This is a genomic window from Candidatus Polarisedimenticolaceae bacterium (assembly GCA_036376135.1).
In the GTDB taxonomy this organism is placed as follows: Bacteria; Acidobacteriota; Polarisedimenticolia; order Polarisedimenticolales; family DASRJG01; genus DASVAW01.
Window position 1 is genome coordinate 1 of sequence record DASVAW010000054.1, and the last position, 16,944, is coordinate 16,944.

The window sequence follows — 16,944 nt, forward strand, 5'->3', positions numbered from 1 at the left end:
GCTCTCGGACACCGCACGGGTCGACGTGCTCGACGTGCCGCCGACGGTGACGCTGGACAAGTCGGCGTCTCCGCTGACGCTGCCGGAGCCCGGTGGTGTCTTCACGTACACGCTGACGGTCACGAACACCTCGGTGGAGGCGGTGACGATCGGCGCGCTGACCGATACGAACACGCTGTCGGCGGAGTGTCTGGCGCTGGTGGGGACGACCCTGGCGCCGGGTGCTTCGGCGAGCTGCACCTACACGGTGACCCGCACCGACTCGGGCGTGTACCCGAACCAGGCGTCGGTGACGGTGTCGGACGACGACGGGAACTCGGCGACCGCCACGGACAACGAGAGCGTGACGGTGACCGAGGTGGCGCCGGTGGTGGACATCACCAAGACGGCGGACCCGACGACGCTGCCGGAACCGCGCGGGGTCTTTACCTTCACGCTGGCGATCGCGAACGGCTCGGTGGAGCCGGTGACGATCACGGCGCTGGGCGACACGAACGCGCTGTCGGCGGAGTGCCTGGCGCTGATCGGCCAGACCCTCGCGGTCGGGGAGACGAAGAGCTGCACCTACCCCGTGACCCACACGGAGTCGGGCAGCTACAGCAACACGGCGACGGTGACCGTGACCGACGACGACGGCGAGACGGCGACCGACACCGACGACGAGACGGTGACAGTGACCGACGTGCTGCCGACGGTGACGCTGGACAAGTCGGTGACGCCGTCGACGATGCCGGAGCCCGGCGGTGACTTCACGTACACGCTGACGGTCACCAATACCTCGGTGGAGGCGGTGACGATCGGCGCGCTGACCGACGACAACCCGCTGTCGGCGGAGTGCCAGGCGCTGGTGGGGACGACCCTCGCGTCGGGTGCCTCGGCGAGCTGCACTTACACGGTGACCCGCACCGACTCGGGGGTGTACCCGAACCACGCGTCGGTGACGGTGACGGACAACGACGGGAACTCGGCGACCGCCGCGGACAACGAAAGCGTGACGGTGACCGAGGTGGCGCCGGTGGTGGACATCACCAAGACGGCGGACCCGACGACGCGGCCGGAGCCCGGCGGGGTCTTCACGTTCACGCTGGCGATCGTGAACGGCTCGGTGGAGCCGGTGACGATCGCGGCGCTGGGCGATACGAACGCGCTGTCGGCGGAGTGCCTGGCGCTGATCGGCCAGACCCTCGCGGTCGGGGAGACGAAAAGCTGCACCTACCCCGTGACCCACACGGAGTCGGGCAGCTACAGCAACACGGCGACGGTGACCGTGACGGACGACGACGGCGAGACGGCGACCGACACCGACGACGAGACGGTGACGGTGACCGACGAGATGCCGACGATCGACCTCGCGAAGGACGTGACGCCGGCCTCCCTGCCGGAGCCGGGCGGCGCCTTCCAGTACACGCTGACGATCACGAACAACTCGGTCGAGGACGTGACGATCACGGCGCTGACCGACGACAACGCGCTGCCGGCGGGGTGCACCGGCCTGATCGGCGACGTGCTGGCGCCGGGCGCGAGCGTGAGCTGCAACTACGACGTGACGCACACGGAGTCCGGCACGTACCCGAACACGGCGTCGGTGACGGTGTCGGACAACGAGGGCAACACGGCAAGCGACAGCGACAACGAGACGGTGAGCGTCGTCGACGTCCTGCCGACCGTCGATCTGACCAAGTCCGTCTCGCCGAGCTCGTATGCCGAGCCGGGCGGCACGTTCACGTTCACCCTCACGGTGAAGAACACCTCGCCCGAGCTCGTCACGATCACCGCGCTCACCGACGACTACCCGTTGCCCGCGGCGTGCACCGGTCTGATCGGACAGACTCTCGCCGCCGGCCAGACCAAGAGCTGCATCTACACGGTCCCCCACGCCAACGCCGGTATCTACACGAACACGGCGAGCGTGACGGTTGCGGACAACGAGAGCAACACGGCGTCCGACACCGACGACGAGACGGTGACGGTTACGAACGTCGCGCCCGCCATCCGGGTCGACAAGACCGCGACCCCCGGCGGCGTGGTCGCGCCGGGAGGCAACGTCACCTTCACCGTGGTCGTGACCAACCTCAGCAATTCGAGCGATCCCGTCACGATCACCTCGCTCGTCGACGACGTCCACGGCAACCTGAACGGGCAGGGGAGCTGCATCGTGCCGCAGTTGATCGCGCCGAGCGGCAGCTACACGTGCTCCTTCACCGCGTTCGTGGGCGTGCCCGCGGGCCAGGTGACCGGCAGCGAGACCGATACCGTGACCGCGTCCGGCACGGACGACGAGGGGACTCCGGTGAGCGACTCCGACGACGCCACCGTCACGATCTCCCCGCCGATCGCCGTGACCGACTCCTCGCTGTGCATCTTCGACTTCGGCTCGGAGGAGGGGCGCCAGTGGAAGAGGCTGTTCACGCCGGCGGCGCCGAACTACAAGTTCACCGCGACGAACCCCGGTCAGTTCTTCTACAACCTGAGCGTGACGGGGACCCCGGGACAGATCGTCGACGTGACGATCACGCTCCCGTGGCCGTTCGTGACCCAGGGCGCGATGCCGATCCACGTGTACGAGAGCGTGAGCTTCACCACCAACGCGTACGGCGAGACCTGCTTCGTCCCCGGTAACGCGATCACGTCGATTCCGAAGTACGTCACCCTCAACGATCCCGCCAGCGACGCCAACTACCTGCCGCTCTACGACGTGCCGGGGAGCTCGACGGCGCTGACCGGCTACCTGGACGGCGTTCCGAAGACGGCCAGCGTGACCTTCCAGGTCACGATCCCGCAGGGCGGGTTCGTGTACATCAACCAGCACCTCGACGACGGGCTCAAGGGCCCGCAGATCGATCTCAACGGCAACGGCGCCGATCGGTACCTGCAGGGCTCGAGCGAGGTCGCGCTCGACCCGCTCAATTACCCGAACCTCTCCAACGTGCTCATTCCGGAGATGGCGTGGCACGAGTTCTGTACGTCGAACTCCACCGGCTTCAACGCCGGCTGCGACCAGATCCAGAACGACAACACGTTCAAGAAGAACCCCGGCGTCGCCGGAGCCGCGCAGTACGCGGGCGGCGACAAGCCCGCGAAGGGGCTCACGGTCGAGCTCGTCAACCCGAACCGCGCGGTCGTCGGCACGGCGGTGACCGACTCGGACGGCTTCTACCAGATCACCTACAAGCACAAGGGGAAGGCGGCGCAGTACACCGTCCGCTTCTCCCAGGATCCGGCGAAGAACGTCGGATGCACGCAGTCGAAGGTCGCCACGCTGAAGGGGAACGGCTACGACGAGGCCCACTTCAGCTCGACGATGCTTCCCGAGGACAACCCGGCCGTGATCCTGACTTGCACGCCGGCGCCTCAGGGAGGCCCGGGCGGGCCGGGAGGGCCCGGCGGCTTCTAGTTCCGTCCCGAGACGCGGCCTGGGAGAGGCCGTCCTGATGAGGGAGATCGCCGGGCCGGAAGGCCCGGCGATCCGTCGTTTTGGGGGAGCCATGCAAACCGCGGTATTTGCGGCGGTCGGGATGGCGCTGGTGCTGGCGGGAGGGGGTTCCTCGGCCGCCGACGAGGCCGCTCCGGCCCTCGACCTCGCCATCGCGATCGACACGAGCGGGACGATGGAACGTCTGCTCGACGCGGCGCGGACGGACGTCTGGGACTTCGCGGCCAGGCTGGCCGCGGAGGACCCGGAACGCACGCTCCGCGTCGCGGTGCTGACGTACGGCAACTTCCACGCGGGCGAGGACGCGGGCTGGGTCCGGATCGAGGCGCCGCTCACGACCGATCTGGACCTCGTCGTGTCGCGGCTGTTCGCGGCGAGGATCACGGGCGACACGGAGTACGTCGCCCGGGTCGTCCGCACGGCCGTCGAGGGACTCGAGTGGGACCCCGCCGGCTCGAGCCGGAGAATCCTCGTCGTACTCGGGAACGAGCGGGCGACGCAGGATCCGCAGGTTTCGCTCGAGGAGTCGGTGCGGATCGCGCGGGACCGCGGGGTCGAGGTTCGCCCCGTCTACTGCGGAGCGCCGCGAAGCAGCGACGTCGCGTCGTGGACGCGGCTCGCGACCCTCGCCGGGACCTCGCTCGCGATCCTCGAGCCCGCGCCGGGGGGGCAGGCGACCACCCCCTTCGACGGCGAGATCGCGGCGCTCGGCAACGCGTTCGCCGCCACCTACGCGAAGAAGCGGGACGCGGGAGTCGAGGCGGCGGAGACGGAACGGACGCGACTGAAGGTGCGGATCCAGGACCTCGCGGCCCGCCGACGGCAGTTCGTGGAGTCGCGCGGCGGGTGGCGCAAGCCTGCGCCCGAGCTGTCGACGGTCCTGCTCGATCGGGTTCGGGAGGGGGACGCCCCGCGGGACTGAGCGGGGACGGGGGGAGGATGAGATCCCTGTTGTGGGCGTGCACCGCCCTTGCGGTGTCCTGCACGGTGACGACGGCGGGCGAACGGGCGAAGCCCGACCTGCGCACCTTCCCCGAGGAACTCGAGAAGTTCCTGCTGCGGCAGCTGCAGCTCGAAGGACTCGACGGCGCATCGGCGGTCCGGGCCCTGCCGGCCGCGAGAACCGAAGGCACGATCGCCGGCGCCGGCCTCGCCGAGGTCCCGAGCGCCGAGATCGCCCTCGACCTCACGCTGGCGACGCAGGGGGCCTTCGACCGGCAGGCCGTCGTCCTCGGCCGTCCCGGGACCCCGGTCTGTGTCGTGGAGATCGAGGACCACCGGCTCCGCTCGCTGCGCTCGTTCGACGGCGGCGCGACGTTCGCGCCCGCCGTCGACGTCTCCGGCGGCGCGGGGGCCGGCGCCGTGGTCGAGCTCGCCGCCGCCCTCGCGTCGGACGGAAAGGTCTACGCGGCGTGGAGCTTCGCGGACCCGGCGGGCGATCGCGGGCTGCGCTTCGCGCGCTCGAGCGACGGCTGCCAGTCGTGGAGCTCCCCGACCGAGCTCGTGGCGGGCGGCTCCGCGGCGCTGGGAGTGACGCTGCCCGCCGTGGCGACCGGCGCGTCGGGGCGCGTCGCCGTCGCGTTCGTCGGGAGGAACGGCTTCGCGGCGTACGTCGCCGCGTCCGCGGACTCCGGGGCGACGTGGAGCGGTCCCGTCCGTGTCGACGCCGGCTCGGGAGCGTCCTCGTACGCCGTCACCGGAATCGACGTCGCGATCGACGCGGCGTCCCACCGGATCCTCGCCGCCTTCGCCCAGAACCGTGGGACCACGTCGTCGATCTGGCAGACGCGGTCGACGGACGGCGGCGCGACCTTCGCGGCCGAGCAGAACCTCGACGCGATCACCGCGAACAAGGCGGGCTCGGACCTGCCGAACGTGGAGGTCGTCGCGAACGGGGTCGTGTTGATCGCGTACTGGGACGACATCGGCAACAACAGCGTCTTCGTCGCGCGCAGTGAGGACGGCGGCGGGACCTATTCGGCCGCCTGGGACGACCCCGCGGGTTCCTCCGCGCGCAAACCCCCCCTCGTCCTGGCGTACGATCCCGCCGCCTCCACCATCCAGCTGGCGTTCGCCTACAACAATTCCCTCTGGCACACCCGCTCCACCGACGACGGGGCGACCTTCGACGTCCTGGCGGTCCTGAGCTCCACGGCCGACGCCGATCCTCGCGGCTCTCGCCCGGCCCCGCCGCCGGCGATCGCGCGCACGGAGAGCGGGACGTGGGTCCTCGCCTGGTCCGACACCCGTTCCGACGCCTACGCCGACACCCGCAGCGACGTCTACGTGCGTCGATCGACGGACGGCGGCGCGACGTGGCAGGCGGATCTTCGCGCGGACACCGACGCGGCCGGCGCCGCCGGCTCGCAGCTGTCCGGCGTGGCGGCGACCGGCGGCGACGCCTTCTTCGCCGGCTGGATCGATCGCAGGAACGGGTCGGGGCGCGACGAGGACCTCTACGCCAACCGCTGGGCCGGAGCGTTCGGGAGCGACTACCGGATCGACACGGACGCCGCCACCGCCTCCGCGGCGGTGCTGGGGGACCCTGTGGTCGCGACCGACGGCGCCAACGGGGTCTACGTCGCCTTCACCGCGAAGGGGAACGGCCACGAATACGACGTCTGGGTCGCGCGCAGCAACGACGGGGGGTACACCTTCCCGGGCGCGGTGCGCGTCGGCTCCAACCCGGCGGGGCAGCGCGTGCAGGCGGTGCCGTATCTCGCCGCGACCTCGGATGGGCGCGTCTACCTCGTCTACTACGGCGACAACCCCGCGACCGGGGAGCGCGAGCTGCGATTCAACCGCTCCCTCGACTTCGGGGTGACGTGGTCGCCGCTCGACACGATCCTCGACTCCTGGCCCCAGACCCCGGGATACGTCGTGCCGAGCTTCGACTACCCCAACGTGCAGCTCGTCTCGCCGGGCGCCGGCGCCGTCTACGTCGCCTGGTCGGACAACGTGAACGTCTTTCTGGCCCGCTCGTTCGACGGCGGCGCGACGTTCAGCACCGCCGACGTCGACCAGGACGCGCGGGGGTACAACCGCCACCCGGCGCTGTGCGCGCAGGGGAACCAGATCGTCCTCGCGATCATGGCCCCCAAGGTCGCCTTCGACTACTTCAGCGTCTGGGGGACGGTCAGTACGAACCAGGGAGCCTCGTGGAGCTCCCTCGCGCAGCTGCGCTCGGAGTCGACCGCGGAGCGCGGGGTCCTCCCCGTCGTCGCCTGCGACGGGTCGAACAAGGCCGCCGTCGTCTGGATGGACCGGCGCGACGGCGCGTCGTACGTGTTGCGCTCGAACCGGTGGACCGGGTCGGCGTGGGGAGGCGACGTCGCGGTGAGCGGCCCCGCGGGGGTGCAGCACTTCTACCCGCGTATCGCCTACGCGGGAGCGACGAAGCCGATCGTGGTCTACCAGGACCTCAACGGCTCGGTCTACGCGTCCCGCTCCTCGGATTCCGGGGCGAGCTTCCCGGCCTACGTCCGACTCGACGCGACGGCTCCGGATCCCGCGCAGGTCTCGGACACGCCCCGGATCGCCTCCGACGGCAACGACGCCTGGACCTTCTGGATCGAGCGGAGCGCCGGAGAACGCTCGGTCGTCGCGCGCGTGACCCGAGACGGCGGCGTGAACTTCGACGCGGTGCGGCGGATCGACCGGGAGACGCCGCAGGGGGCCTTCTACAACGGGTACTACGTCATCAACGCCGCGCCGGCGGCGGTCGCCGACGCGGGATTCCTGGCGTGGGCGGGGGTCCGCGGGGACGGTCGGCGGGACGTCCTGGTGAACGTCGTCGACCTCGACGACGCCGATCGGGACGGGGCCGCGACCGCCACGGACTGCGACGACTCCGACCCCGCGTCTCGCGCGGTGCCGTCGGAGGTGGCGGCGCTGGCCCTTTCCAAGGTCGGCTCCACGACGCGTCTGAACTGGACGTCGCAGGACGGGTCCGCGGGAGCGGGGACCTCCTACGAGGTCAAGTCCGGGTCGATCGCGCAACTGCGAGGCACCGGCGGCTTTGCGGACGCGGTCTGCGTGGGCGCGGCCGTCGCCGATCCGCCCTTTGACGACCCGCGCGACCCGCCGGCCGTGGGCGCCGGTTACTACTACCTCCTGCGGGCTCGGAACGGCTGCGGGACGGGGACGTTCGGCGACTCGGGAAGGAGCCCCGATCCGCGCGACGGCCTCGACGCGGGGGCGGCGTGCCCGTGAGGGCCCGCGCGGGGGCGGTCCCCGGGCCGTTTCTTCGTTGACTTGACCGGCTGCCCGCCGCGCGGCTAGCGTGCCCGCCGTCATGCTGACCGTAGGAGGGGAGGCGCCCACCCCGGTACTGGATCGGGCGTCCGAGGCGGCGCCCCGACGGAGTTGGCGCACGTGGCTGTTCGGCCGACCGCTTCCCAACGCGGCGGCCGAACACGAGTCCGTCAACAAGACGGTCGGCCTCGCGGTCTTCTCCTCCGACGCCCTCTCGTCCACCGCCTACGCGACCCAGGAGATCCTCATCATCCTGGCCGCCGCGGGGTCCGCCGCCCTCGCGTTCTCCTTCCCCATCGCGATCGCCATCGCCGGGCTGATGGCGATCGTCACCGTGTCGTATCGGCAGACGATCTACGCCTATCCGGACGGAGGCGGGGCCTACACCGTCTCCCGCGACAACCTCGGGGAGTTCCCGGCGCAGATCGCGAGCGCGGCGCTCCTCACCGACTACATCCTCACGGTCGCCGTGTCGATGTCGTCGGGGGTCGCGCAACTCGCGTCGGCGTTCCCGCCGCTGCAGGAACACAAGGTGCTCGTCGCCGTGATCTTCGTCGCCGCCGTGACGGTGATCAACCTGCGCGGCGTGCGCGAGTCGGGGGCGATCTTCGCGATCCCCACCTACGCGTTCGTCTTCGCGATGACGACGACCGTCGGGCTCGGGCTCTGGCGCGCGTTCTCGGGAACGCTCGCTTCCGTCGAGAATCCGCCGCCGCTTCAGTTCCACGGGGAGCACACGGCGATCACGGCGTTCCTGATCCTGCACGCGTTCTCGAGCGGGACCGCCGCCCTCACGGGGATCGAGGCCATCTCGAACGGCATCACCGCGTTCCGGAAGCCTCGCAGCCACAACGCGGCGATCACGCTCCTGTGGATGTCGACGATCCTGGGGACGTTGTTCCTCGGCATCACCTACCTCGCGCGCTCGATCGGCGCCGTCCCCTCCGAGACCGAGACCGTGATCTCCCAACTCGCGCGGACCGTGCTCGGCGGGTCGGGGCTTCCCTACCTGTTCGCGATCGCGACGACGACGCTGATCCTGATCATGGCGGCGAACACCGCGTTCAACGGCTTCCCGAGACTCTCCGCGCTGCAGGCGGCCGACGGGTACCTCCCCAAGCAGCTCACCTACCGCGGGAGCCGGCTCGTCTTCTCGCGGGGGATCATCGTCCTCGCCTTGACCGCGTCGCTACTGATCTGGGCGTTCGACGCGAGCGTCACCGCCCTCATCCCGCTCTACGCCATCGGGGTCTTCCTCTCCTTCACGCTTTCGCAGGTCGGGATGACGCGCAGGCTCTGGAAGTCCGGCCGCCTCGCCCCCGGCGAGACGCGCGCGGAGCGGGGCTCGACCCTGGAGCACGATCCCGGCTGGCGCCTCAAGCTGGCGATCAACGCCTTCGGCGCGACCTGCACCGCGACCGTGACGATCGTCTTCGCGGTGACGAAGTTCCGGGACGGCGCATGGATCGTGATCGTCCTGATCCCGCTCCTCATCGGGGTCTTCTACGCGATTCACCGGCATTACCGCGACCTCGCGGGACGCCTCGCGCTCGACCCGTTCGGCTCGCCCCCGCGCGTCGCGCGACACCGCGTCATCGTCCCGGTGAGCTCGGTCCACCGCGGCACGGTCGCCGCGCTGCGGTACGCCCGGGCCCTCTCGGACGACATCACCGCGGTGCACGTGACCTCCGACGCCGAATCGCTCGAGCGTTTCCGCGGCGACTGGTCGCGGTGGGGGGACGGCGTGCGCCTGGTCGTCCTCGACTCGCCTTACCGCCTGCTGATCGAGCCGCTGCTCGACTACGTCCGCACGGTCACCGCGTGCATGCGGCCCAACGAGGTCCTCACGATCGTCGTGCCGCAGTTCGTGCCGCGACGCCGGTGGCACAACCTGCTGCACGCGCAGACCGCCGCGTTCCTGCGCCTGGCCCTGATGTTCCGGCGCGGGATCGTCATCACGAGCGTTCCCTACCACGTCCGCGAGGATCGGGAGCGCGACCGAGGTTCGGCATGAAGATCGTCGTCGTCGGCTGCGGCCGCGCGGGGGCGGAGCTCGCGGTGCGCATGTCGCGCAGCGGGCACGAGGTCACGGTGATCGACGGGTCGGGGATGGCGTTCGCCAACCTCCCTCCGGAGTTCCGCGGCCGCACGATCCAGGGGGACGCCCTCGCGGAGGGGACGCTCGCGTCGGCGGGGGCGGGACAGGCGGACGGCCTGGCGGCCGTCACCGCCTCCGACGCGGTCAACGCCGTCGTCGCCCACGCCGCCCGCGCGATCTTCGGGGTGAAACGCGTCGTCGTCCGCAGCTACGCGCCCAGCCGCGAGTCGATCCACGAGGCTTTCGGCCACCACGCCATCAGCTCGACGATGTGGGGCGCGCAGCGCCTCGAGGAACGCCTCGAGGACGAGGTGGGCGAGAGCGAGGCCTCGCTCGGCTCGGGGGAGGTCCGCGTCTGGCGCGTGGCGATCCCCGACGGGGCTCCGGCGAGGACGCTCCCGCTGCGCGGCGACGGATACGCGATCGTCGCCCTCACGCGCAAGGGCTCGACGTCGATCCCCGCCGACGCGGTCGACGCGGTCGCCGGCGACGTCCTCCACGTCGCGTGCGCCCCCGACCGCCTGGGTGCGGCGCGCCGCTCCCTAGCCGGCGAAGGGGGGCGTTGACATGCTGGTCGTGATCGCCGGAGGGGGCCGGACCGGCGCGACCCTCGCCGCGGTGCTCCTCCACCAGGGACACGACGTCCGCGTGGTCGAGCATCGTGCCGACGTCCTGGCGCACCTTCACCGCGAGCTCCCCACCGAGAAGATCGTCCAGGGGAGCGCCTTCAACCCCGAGGTCCTCGTCAACGCCGACATCGCGAAGGCCGACGGGATCGCGGCGTGCCTTCCGGACGACGCGGACAACCTCGCGGTGTGTTTCCTCGCCCGCACGCGCTTCGCGGTGCCGCGCACGATCGCGTGCATCAACAACCCGCGCTGCGCGTGGCTGTTCTCGGCGACCTTCCAGGTGGACGTCGCGCTCAATCAGGCCCAGATCCTCGCGAGCCTGATCCAGGAGGAGGTGTCGCTGGGCGACATGATGACCCTCCTGAAGATCCGTCGCGGGAAGTACTCCCTCGTGGAGGAGAAGATTCCGAAGGGCGCCCCCGCCGACGGCATGGCGATCAAGGACCTCCCCCTCCCGCCCGGCGCCGTCATCGCGGCGGTGCTGCGTCGGGGGGAGATGGTGATCCCGCGCGGCGCGGTCGTGCTCGAGGCCGACGACGAGATCCTCGCGATCTGCGACGCCGAGGCCGCGCGCCAGCTCGCCGTGCTCTTCGGGGCCAAGCCGGCCCGACCGTCGGCGTGATCGAAGTCTCGCTGGAGGTCCCGCTCGCGGCGTTCGAGCTCCGGGTCGAGTTGTCCACTCCCGCGAAGGCGATCGGGGTCTTCGGTCCTTCGGGCGCGGGGAAGACCTCGCTCGTCGAGGCGATCGCGGGGCTCAGGCGCGAAACGAGGGGCCGGATCGCCGTCGAGGGGAACGTCTGGCAGGACGACGCGAAGAGGATCTTCGTTCCGCCGGAGACGCGAGGCTCCGGGTACGTCCCACAGGACGTGGCGCTGTTCCCGCACCTCGACGTGAAGGGGAACCTCCTCGCCTCGACGCGCGCGACGCCGGACGGCCTTTTCGACACCGTCGTCGGAACGCTCGAGCTCGCCCCGCTCCTGGCGCGCGACGTGAAAGACCTGTCGGGGGGCGAGCGGCGTCGCGTGGCCCTCGGCCGCGCGTTGTGCTCGCGGCCGAAGCTGCTCCTGCTCGACGAGCCCCTCGCGGGTCTCGACGCCTCGCTTCACGGCCGCGTGGTCGCGTTCCTGCGCCGGGTCCTCGAGACGTTCCCCGTCCCGATGCTCCTCGTTTCCCACGACCCCGCGACCGTGCAGGCGTTGTGCGAGACGCTGATCGTGATCGAGCGGGGACGCGTGCGGGCGCACGGCACGCCGCGGGAGGTGCTGGCGTCGCCGTCGGTCTTCCCGCTCGCGCTCGCGGAGGGGTTCCGCAACCTCGTCCCGTGCCGCCCCGTCTCACGATCGGGCGGTCAGGCGGTCGTCCGACTGGGAGAGACGGGGGAGGGCCCGGAGATCCACGTCCTCGGCGAAGACCTTCCCGAGGAGCCGCGCCTGCTGGGGCTCCGCGCGACCGACATCCTCCTCGCGATCGAGGCGCCGCGCGGGCTCTCGGCCCGGAACGTCCTGCCCGCGGTTGTGGTCGCGATCGACGCCGTGGGAGGCGCTCGCCTCTGCCGCTGCGCCGTGCCGGGGACCTCGGTCGAGATCGCCGCGGAGCTGACCCCCGAGGCATGCGACGAGCTGGGGCTCGCCCCCGGGAAAGCGGTGCACCTCGTCGCGAAATCGGCGGCATGTACGGTGTGGTGACCGTACAAATCCCCGACCGATCCGACTTCGGGGGGGTATCTGTGCGTCTTCGCCCGACCTTCGCGCTGGTGTGCTGCGTTCTCTTCGTTTCCGGCTGCGTCTCGAGCCTTCGGCCTCCCTCGACGCGGCCCCCCGCCGCGGCGGTGAAGGAGGAGAAGAAGAAAGGGCCTCCGCCCCGCCGGGACGACCTCGGCCCGGGGGTCAAGCAGCGCAGCCCGCAACCCGACGCCCTTCCGGGGGCCGACGCGCGGGTGAACCAGGACTCCTCCGGCCAGAACCAGAACGAGACCTCGGTCGCGGTGAGCCCGGCGGACCCGAACCGCGTGGTCGGCGCGTGGAACGACTACTTCATCCGGACGCCGGGGCAGAACACCGTCATCGGCTACGGATGGACCACCGACGGCGGCCAGACCTGGCAGTCCGACCGGATCAATTTCTCCACGATCCCCTCGACGACTTCCACCGGCGACCCCGTGATCGTGGCGGACTCGATCGGCACCTTCTACATGGGCATCCTCGCTTACAGCGGGTCGGGAGCCGGGATCCTGGTCGCCCGCTCGACCGACGGCGGCGTGACCTTCGCCGAGCCGGTGCGCCTGGACAACGGCGGCGACAAGGAATACCTCGCCGTCGACTACCGGAACGACCACGCCTACACGGTCTGGGAGAACACGGGCTCCCTCGGAAACCAGGGGATCTACGTCTCCAAGACCACCGACCGCGGCCTGAGCTGGTCGACGCGGCGGCAGATCTCGACGAACAACGGCGGCACGAACAACGGCGCGACGCCGTCGATCGGGCCCAACGGGGAGGTCTACGTCGTCTGGTCGAACTTCGGGAACACGGTCTGGTTCCAGCGCTCCCTCGACGGCGGGACGACTTGGCTCCCCGCCGACAAGGTGATCCGCAACGACGTGAACCCGCCGCCGTCCCCGCTCAACGGCGGCTTCCGCAACCCCCCGATCGCCTCGAGCGCGTGCGACGCCACGACGGGGCCGTGGTCGGGGCGGATCTACGCGGTGTGGGGCGACGACCGGTTCGGCGACCCCGACGTGCTGCTTTCGTGGTCGTCGGACCAGGGAAACACGTGGAGCGCGCCGATCCGCGTCAACGACGACGTGGTCGGCAACGGCGCCGACCAGTTCTTCCCGTGGGTGCACGTGGACGAGAACGGGACGGTCTTCGTGACCTTCCTCGACCGTCGTGAGGACCCGGCGAACTTCCTGATCTCGACGTGGCTTGCGACCTCGACGGACGGCGGGCAGACCTTCGGGCCGAACATCAGGATGTCCGACGGCAACTACGGTCCGACCGGGTTCGGCTTCCTCGGCGACTACATCGGCTCCTCCACGGGAGGCGGGAAGATCTTCCCGCTCTGGCCCGACGGCCGGAACGGCAACCCCGACGTCTTCTCCGTCGCGGTCGACACCGTCGATTTCGACAAGGACGGGATCCTCAACGACGGAAGCAACGACGGGCAATACGCGAACCTGCGCTGCTCGGCGGGGCAGACCGTCCTCTGCGACGACAACTGTCCCGGTTCACCCAACCCCACGCAGGTCGACGGCGACGGGGACCTCGTCGGCGACGCGTGCGACAACTGCCCGCTCGTGTCGAACACGAACCAGTTCGACTCCGACCAGGACGCCTTCGGCGACGTCTGCGACGCCTGTCCGGGAGTGATCGGCGGCGACGCGAGCGATCCCGATCTCGACGGAAAGGGGAACTGCGTCGACAACTGCCCGAACGTCCCGAACGGCGACCAGCTCAACACCGACGGCGACGCTCTCGGCGACCTCTGCGATCCGTGCCCGCTGACGGCGGCCAACGACCTCGACGGCGACACCGTCTGCGGGAACGTGGACAACTGCGCCGCGGTCTTCAACCCCGCGCAGGCCGACAGCGACCTCGACGGCCGCGGCGACCTTTGCGACGTCTGTCCATCCACCGCGGACGCGGCGCAGACCGACAGCGACGGCGACGGACGCGGCGACGCGTGCGATTGCCAACCTTCCGACCCCGGCGACCGGCGGCCCGCCGAGGTCGCGATCCTCAATGCGACGCGGGGAGGCGCGGGGGAGACCCAGCTCTCGTGGACCACCGCGGCCGCCGCCGACCGCTACCAGGTCACGCGCGGGATCCTCCGATCGTTCACGGGGGGCGACTACGGTCCCTGCCTGGCGCAGGGGATCGCCGGTACCGCGACGGAGGACGCGTCGGTCCCCGCCGCGGGGGAGGGATTCTTCTATCTCGTCGCCGGGCAGAACTTCGACTGCGGCACGGGGCCGCTCGGCACGACCTCCGAGGAGAGCGAGCGCTCGAACTCGAACCCGGGTTCGTGTTCCGGGGTCGCGGTCATCGACCGGTTCCCGACTTCGGAAACGGCCGTCGCCGGGACCGTGACCGGGACGTTCAACGACCTCGCGACCTCGAACAACGTGCGCGAGGCGATCCAGGAAACGGTTTCACAGGGTGGGAACCCGGGATCCCGGTTCACCTTCCTCGAGCACCGGTGGACGATCTCCGTCGCCGCCGGATCCGCGGTCGAGCTGCACGTCGAGGGGTCCCGGACGGCTGCGGGGGACGGCGACAACTTCCGCTTCGAGTGGTCCACCGACGGGACCAACTGGACGGATTCGGGGCTTCCCAGTCTCCCGACCTCCGAGAGCAGCGACGCCCAGGTGGCACTCCCGGCTTCCGTCGCCGGGGTGACGGTCGAGATCCGGGTCGTCGACACGGTCCGCTCCGCCGGATCCCTGAACCTCGACACGGTATCGGTCGACCAAATGTGGATCCGAACCGTTCCCTGACGCTTGACGTAGCGCAAAGGCCGGATTCTCCCGAGCCTCCTAGACTCCGCCACCGCCCCGGGTACCCCGGGTCGGCGTTCGGCGGGGCACACGGCCGTCTCGTCGCCGGGCCGGGCAGGAACCAGACACGACGGCCGGGGAACTGGAAATGCTCAAGAAGACCCTTTGGATCGCTCTGATCGCGCTCGTCGTGTTCGCCCCGACCCTCGCGGACGCCGGTGACTGGAAGCTCCGCGGCCGCGTCATCAACGTGGCGCCGACCGACGAGAGCGAGTCGGTGGACGACGCCGGCGGGACGATCGAAGCCGATTCCGCCACGACGGTCGAAGTCGACGTCACGTACATGTTCAGCGAGAAGTGGGGCCTCGAGGTGATCGCCGCGATGCCGTCGCACGACGTCATCGGGAAGGGCGGCGACGTCGACGGCTTCAACTACGGCACCGCCGACCTGATCCCCCCGTGCTTCACCGCCCAGTACTTCTTCGGCAAGGGGGCCTTCAAGCCGTACATCGGCGCCGGGCTCAACTACACCTTCTTCAGCTTCGACGAGTCCCAGGCGGTGAAGGACGCCGGGCTCGAGATCGACCTCGACGACAGCATCGGGTTCGTCGCCAACGCCGGAATCGACTGGAACCTCGGGAAGGGGAACTGGCTCCTGAACTTCGACGTCAAGTACGTCGACCTCTCCACCGACGCGACCCTCAAGGCCGGGGGTGTGGAAGTCGGCACGATCGACGTGGGGATCACTCCCTGGATCGTCGGCGTCGGCGTCGGCTACAAGTTCTGATTCGGACGGGTTCGAAGAACGCCCGCGGCGGGGCAACCTGCCGCGGGCGTTTTCTTATCCCCTGGACGCACCCCGCGAGGCCAGCTTGACGAGGTGCGCGGCGACCACGTTGCGCTGGATCTGGTTCGTCCCTTCGTAGATCTGCGTGATCTTCGCGTCGCGCATCATCTTCTCGACCGGATAGTCCTTCATGTAGCCGTACCCGCCGAAGACCTGGACGGCGTCGGTCGTGACCTTCATCGCGACGTCCGAGGCGAAGACCTTCGCGGCGGCGGAGAGGTGCGCGATCTCCTGCGCCTCGCCGCGGTCGATCCGATGGGCGACGTGGTAGACGAGCGAGCGCGCCGCCTCGATCTGGATCGACATGTCCGCGAGCATCCACTGCAGCCCCTGGAACTGCAGGATGGACTTCCCGAACTGCCGGCGGGTCTGGACGTAGGCGAGCGCCTCGTCGAGCGCGCCCTCCGCGATCCCCACCGCCTGCGCGGCGACGCCCGGGCGGGAGAGGTCGAAGGTCTTCATCGCGACGAAGAACCCCATCCCTTCCTTCCCGAGCTGATTCTCGGCGGGGACGCGGCAGTTCTCGAAGATCAGCTCTCGGGTGGCGCTCGCGTGGATCCCGAGCTTGTGCTCGGTGCGCCCGAACGAGAAGCCGGGGGTTCCCTTCTCGACGATGAACGCGGTGGCGCCGCGCACGCCCCGATCGGGGTTCGTCAGCGCGACGATGCTGTAGATCTCCGCCTCTCCGGCGTTGGTGATGAAGACCTTGGCGCCGTCGAGCACGAAGTGGCCGCCGTCGCGCCGCGCGGTGGTGCGGATCGACGAGGCGTCCGATCCCGCCTGGGGCTCGGTGAGCCCGAAGGCGGCGAGGCGTCTTCCCGAGGCGATGTCGGGGAGGAATCGGCGTTTCTGCTCCTCGTTCCCGAACACGACGATCGGAAGCGTCCCCAGCGCGGTCCCCGCGTACGCGAGGGCGATCCCGGCGCACGCGCGCGAGATCTCCTCGGTCACGAGGCACATGTCGACGATGCCGTGGCCCGACTCGACCAGGCCGTCGTATTCGGCGGGGATGAAGACGCGGAACAGGTCGGCCTGGGCGAGCTCGCGGACGATGTCCCAGGGGAAGACGTTCTCCTCGTCGTATCTCGCCCGGACCGGCTTGACCTTCTCCCGGGCGATCCGGCGCGCCAGCTCCTGCATGGCGCTCTGCTGCTCGTTCAAAAGGAAGTCCATGACGCCTCCGGAAC

The 16,944-nt window shown here is 70.2% G+C and carries 10 protein-coding genes; 9 read left to right on the forward strand and 1 reads right to left on the reverse strand.

Annotation, left to right across the window (positions count from 1 at the left end):
* The 9 genes from VF139_04985 to VF139_05025 form a co-directional block, all read left to right on the forward strand.
* Positions 1 to 3,394, forward strand: a 3,394-nt coding sequence (locus VF139_04985; GenBank protein ID HEX6850742.1) for a hypothetical protein, incomplete at its 5' end; no start/stop codon positions are given.
* Between the two features lie 37 nt (positions 3,395 to 3,431).
* On the forward strand, positions 3,432 to 4,355 hold the full coding sequence (locus VF139_04990; protein HEX6850743.1) for a vWA domain-containing protein: 924 nt from the start codon (positions 3,432 to 3,434) through the stop codon (positions 4,353 to 4,355).
* A 17-nt stretch (positions 4,356 to 4,372) separates the two neighbouring features.
* Positions 4,373 to 7,645, forward strand: a complete 3,273-nt coding sequence (locus VF139_04995; protein HEX6850744.1) for a sialidase family protein — start codon at positions 4,373 to 4,375, stop codon at positions 7,643 to 7,645.
* An 82-nt stretch (positions 7,646 to 7,727) separates the two neighbouring features.
* Positions 7,728 to 9,701: an APC family permease gene (locus tag VF139_05000; GenBank protein HEX6850745.1), complete on the forward strand. Its 1,974-nt coding sequence runs from the start codon at positions 7,728 to 7,730 to the stop codon at positions 9,699 to 9,701.
* Positions 9,698 to 10,351 carry an NAD-binding protein gene (locus VF139_05005; protein HEX6850746.1) on the forward strand — a complete coding sequence of 218 codons (654 nt, stop codon included), beginning with the start codon at positions 9,698 to 9,700 and terminating at the stop codon, positions 10,349 to 10,351. The genes VF139_05000 and VF139_05005 overlap by 4 nt, the downstream gene beginning before the upstream one ends.
* Position 10,352: 1 nt before the next feature.
* Positions 10,353 to 11,036 carry a TrkA family potassium uptake protein gene (locus tag VF139_05010; GenBank protein HEX6850747.1) on the forward strand — a complete coding sequence of 228 codons (684 nt, stop codon included), beginning with the start codon at positions 10,353 to 10,355 and terminating at the stop codon, positions 11,034 to 11,036.
* Positions 11,033 to 12,100 carry a molybdenum ABC transporter ATP-binding protein gene (modC, locus tag VF139_05015; protein ID HEX6850748.1) on the forward strand — a complete coding sequence of 356 codons (1,068 nt, stop codon included), beginning with the start codon at positions 11,033 to 11,035 and terminating at the stop codon, positions 12,098 to 12,100. Before VF139_05010 ends, modC begins: the two co-directional genes overlap by 4 nt.
* A gap of 68 nt (positions 12,101 to 12,168) precedes the next feature.
* Positions 12,169 to 14,910 (forward strand): thrombospondin type 3 repeat-containing protein, encoded by a 2,742-nt coding sequence (locus VF139_05020; protein HEX6850749.1) that lies wholly within the window; start codon positions 12,169 to 12,171, stop codon positions 14,908 to 14,910.
* 148 nt (positions 14,911 to 15,058) lie between these two features.
* A complete protein-coding gene (locus VF139_05025; GenBank protein HEX6850750.1) occupies positions 15,059 to 15,697 on the forward strand; it encodes an OmpW family outer membrane protein in 639 nt (212 codons plus the stop codon).
* Positions 15,698 to 15,751: 54 nt separating this feature from the next.
* Here VF139_05025 and VF139_05030 read toward each other — a convergent pair whose 3' ends face one another.
* A complete protein-coding gene (locus VF139_05030; GenBank protein ID HEX6850751.1) occupies positions 15,752 to 16,930 on the reverse strand; it encodes an acyl-CoA dehydrogenase family protein in 1,179 nt (392 codons plus the stop codon).
* Positions 16,931 to 16,944: the final 14 nt, after the last annotated feature.

What these genes read in the sequence shown, in the direction of transcription:
- VF139_04990 (HEX6850743.1), top strand. Translation starts at nt 3,432, where the DNA reads ATGAGGGAGATCGCCGGGCCGGAAGGCCCGGCGATCCGTCGTTTTGGG.
- VF139_04995 (HEX6850744.1), top strand. Translation starts at nt 4,373, where the DNA reads ATGAGATCCCTGTTGTGGGCGTGCACCGCCCTTGCGGTGTCCTGCACG.
- VF139_05000 (HEX6850745.1), top strand. Translation starts at nt 7,728, where the DNA reads ATGCTGACCGTAGGAGGGGAGGCGCCCACCCCGGTACTGGATCGGGCG.
- VF139_05005 (HEX6850746.1), top strand. Translation starts at nt 9,698, where the DNA reads ATGAAGATCGTCGTCGTCGGCTGCGGCCGCGCGGGGGCGGAGCTCGCG.
- VF139_05010 (HEX6850747.1), top strand. Translation starts at nt 10,353, where the DNA reads ATGCTGGTCGTGATCGCCGGAGGGGGCCGGACCGGCGCGACCCTCGCC.
- VF139_05025 (HEX6850750.1), top strand. Translation starts at nt 15,059, where the DNA reads ATGCTCAAGAAGACCCTTTGGATCGCTCTGATCGCGCTCGTCGTGTTC.
- VF139_05030 (HEX6850751.1), bottom strand. Translation starts at nt 16,930, where the DNA reads ATGGACTTCCTTTTGAACGAGCAGCAGAGCGCCATGCAGGAGCTGGCG.